Genomic DNA, 2,949 nt, shown 5'->3' with positions numbered 1-2,949 from the left:
GCGTGGGGGGGGGGGGGAGCCGGTGCGTCGGGGCGTGGCCGTGGTGGCAGGCGGGGCGCGGGCACAGCGGGTGTCGGGCGGCGTGGGCCATGGAGGGGTCCCTTCCGAGAGAGATCGTGCGCCTTGCTCGCCCTGACTCGGAGGGTCCGACGACGCCGACGCGCCACCGGGAATTCCAGGTTTCTTGGTCACGGCGCCATCCGGTCGGGGAACGGCCCGTTCCGCACAGACGGCATACTGCCAGTGTGACCAACGCGTACCTTTCCTCCCCCACCCCGTTGGCCCTCGCGCACAGGGGCGGGTGGTTCACCGACGACCAGGGCGGCCGGCGCACCGAGCTGGAGAACACCGCCGTGGCCTTCCAGCACGCCATCGACCTCGGGTACACCTACCTGGAGACGGACGTGCACGCCACCGGCGACGGCGTCCTCATGGCCTTCCATGACGACACGCTGGACCGCACCACCGACATGAGCGGCGCCATCGGCGACCTGCCCTACCGGGAGGTGGCGCGGGCCCGGGTCGCCGGACGCGAACCGGTGCCGGTGCTGGAGGACCTGTTGGGCTCCTGGCCGGACGCGCGGTTCAACATCGACCTGAAGTCGGACGCGGCCGTCCTGCCGATGCGCGAGGTCCTGCGCCGCACCAACGCCTGGGACCGGGTGTGCGTGGGCTCCTTCGACCAGTTCCGCCTCGACCACGCCCGGCGCCTGTTCGACCGCCCCGTCGCCACCTCCTGCGGTCCGCTCGACGTGGCGCGCCTGCGAGTGGCCTCGCTGTCCCCGCTGCTGCGCGCCCTGGCCAGCCGGGTACCCGTGTGCGCGCAGATCCCCCTGTGGCACGGCACGTTCCCGGTACTGAGCCGGGACCTGATCCGCACCGCGCACCGCCTGGGCCTGCAGGTGCACGTGTGGACGGTCAACGACACGAACGTGATGGACCGCCTACTCGACGCCGGGGTGGACGGGATCGTCACCGACAACACCGTCGGGCTCAGGCGGATCCTGTCCCAGCGCGGCCGGTGGAGGGCCCCCGCACGCGGTACCGACAGCACGCTGAAGAACGGATAACGTCCCCCATGGCCAACGCCCCGGAGCCGACGATCGAAGGCTCCCCCTCCCCCGACGCCGCCCAGCGCAGACGCGAGCAGCGCGGCTGGTACGTCTACGACTGGGCCAACTCGGTGTTCATCACCTCGGTGGTCACCGTCCTCATCGGCCCCTACATGAGCAACCTGGCGTGCGTCTCGGCGGGAGCGCCGGACGCCGAGTCGTGTCAGGACCCCTCGCTGTCGGTCACGCCGCTGGGCGTGGACGTGGTCACGCTGCACCCGAACGCGCTCTACCCGGCGCTGACCACCGTGGCGATCCTCCTCCAGATCCTCCTGCTGCCCGTCGTCGGCGCGATGGTCGACCAGTCCAAGCACAAGCGGCGGTGGCTGTTCTGGCTGGCCGCGGGCGGTTCGGCGTGCACGGCGGGCCTGTACGCGGCCACCGAGGGCTACCACGTGGCCGCCGCGTTGTTCGTGCTGGCCAACGTGTTGTACGGGCTGTCGATCGTGGTCTACAACGCGTTCCTGCCCGAGATCTCCACCCCCGACGAGCGCGACCGGGTGTCGGTCACCGGGTGGGGGATCGGCTACCTGGGCGGTGCCCTGCTGCTCGCCGTCCACCTGGGGCTGGTCCTGTCCGCCGACTCGCTGGGAATCGGCACCGACCACGCCGTCCGGATCGCCTTCGCCTCGGTCGGCCTGTGGTGGGCGGGCTTCACGGTCCTGGCGGTCCGCCCGCTGCGCGACCGCTACGGCGCGCTGGCCCTGGGATCGCGGGGACGGCCGAGGGTCGGACAGTCACTGCGCCAGTTCGGGCACACCCTGCGGGACATGCGCCGATACCCGAACACCATCCTGTTCCTGCTGGCGTTCATCTTCTTCAACGACGGCATCCAGGCGGCCATCCGCTACGCCGCGCCGTTCGCCAGCCAGGACCTGCGGCTGAACGAGAGCGCGCTGATCGCGACGATCCTGGTCATCCAGTTCGTCGCCTTCGTGGGCGCCTTCCTCGCCGGGCGGGTGGCGCGCGTGGTCGGTACCAAGGCGACGGTGCTCGGATCGCTGGCGGTGTGGTGCGCACTGGTCTCCCTGGCCTACTTCCTGCCCGTGGGGAACGTGCCGTTGTTCGTGGCCATGGGCGTGGGCATCGGGCTTGTGCTGGGCGGCACCCAGTCACTGGCCCGGTCGATGTTCTCCCAGCTGATCCCCAAGGGCCGCGAGGCGGAGTACTTCAGCCTGTTCCAGATCTCCGACCGGGGGTCGACGTTCCTGGGATCGCTGGCCATCACGATCGCCGTCAGTCTCACGGGCGGCTACCGGATGGCGATCCTCTCACTCATCCTCTTCTTCCTCCTGGGCGCCGTCCTGCTGTGGCGGACGCGGATGCGTGAGGGCATCGCGGCGGTCGGCAACGAGGTGCCCAGCCGCCTGTGAGGCGGTGGTCCCGCCCTGTCGTCGGCCGCGGCCATACTGGGGCGTGGTCTGTGGACGGGGAGGTGTGGTGCGGGTACTGCACGGGGTGTGGGTCGGGGACGCGCTGGCGGTGTGGGGCGAGGAGCCCCGATCCGCGACCGCTCCGCCCGGGCGGGAGCGCACCGACGGCCCGCGGCGGCACCCCTTCGCCGTGGCCGCCGCCGACCTGAGGGAGCCGCTGGGCGCCCTGGGCGACGGCCGGGCGGCCGCCGAGGGAACCGCCGACGACCTGCTCCTCGCCCTGCCCGGCGACGACCGCGCGCCGTCGCACTCCGTCGAGGCCGCCGACGCCCCCGAGGGCGCTCCCGGGCGACTGCTGCCCTGGCGGGTCCCCGCGCTGTTCCTCAGCACCAGGACCGCTGAGTCCCTGCTGGCGACCCTGGACACCCCGCCCGACGGTCTGAGCGTGGGTCCGGCCCTGGTGC

General features: G+C 72.1%; 2 protein-coding genes and 1 pseudogene. All 3 read left to right on the top strand.

Going from position 1 to position 2,949, the window contains the following annotated elements; all coding sequences use genetic code 11:
• Positions 1–245 precede the first annotated feature (245 nt).
• Complete coding sequence (locus D471_RS0130170; RefSeq protein ID WP_017602061.1) at positions 246–1,070, top strand: glycerophosphodiester phosphodiesterase; 825 nt, start codon at positions 246–248, stop codon at positions 1,068–1,070.
• An 8-nt stretch (positions 1,071–1,078) separates the two neighbouring features.
• Complete coding sequence (locus D471_RS0130165) at positions 1,079–2,485, top strand: MFS transporter (RefSeq protein ID WP_017602060.1); 1,407 nt, start codon at positions 1,079–1,081, stop codon at positions 2,483–2,485.
• Between the two features lie 67 nt (positions 2,486–2,552).
• Positions 2,553–2,949, top strand: a pseudogene (locus D471_RS36980) (ATP-dependent helicase); the annotation flags it as partial.

The sequence above is a fragment of the Nocardiopsis lucentensis DSM 44048 genome, assembly GCF_000341125.1.
In the GTDB taxonomy this organism is placed as follows: domain Bacteria; phylum Actinomycetota; class Actinomycetes; order Streptosporangiales; family Streptosporangiaceae; genus Nocardiopsis; species Nocardiopsis lucentensis.
Note: the sequence above shows the minus strand (reverse complement) of the source record. Positions and strands in the feature narration are given on the sequence as shown.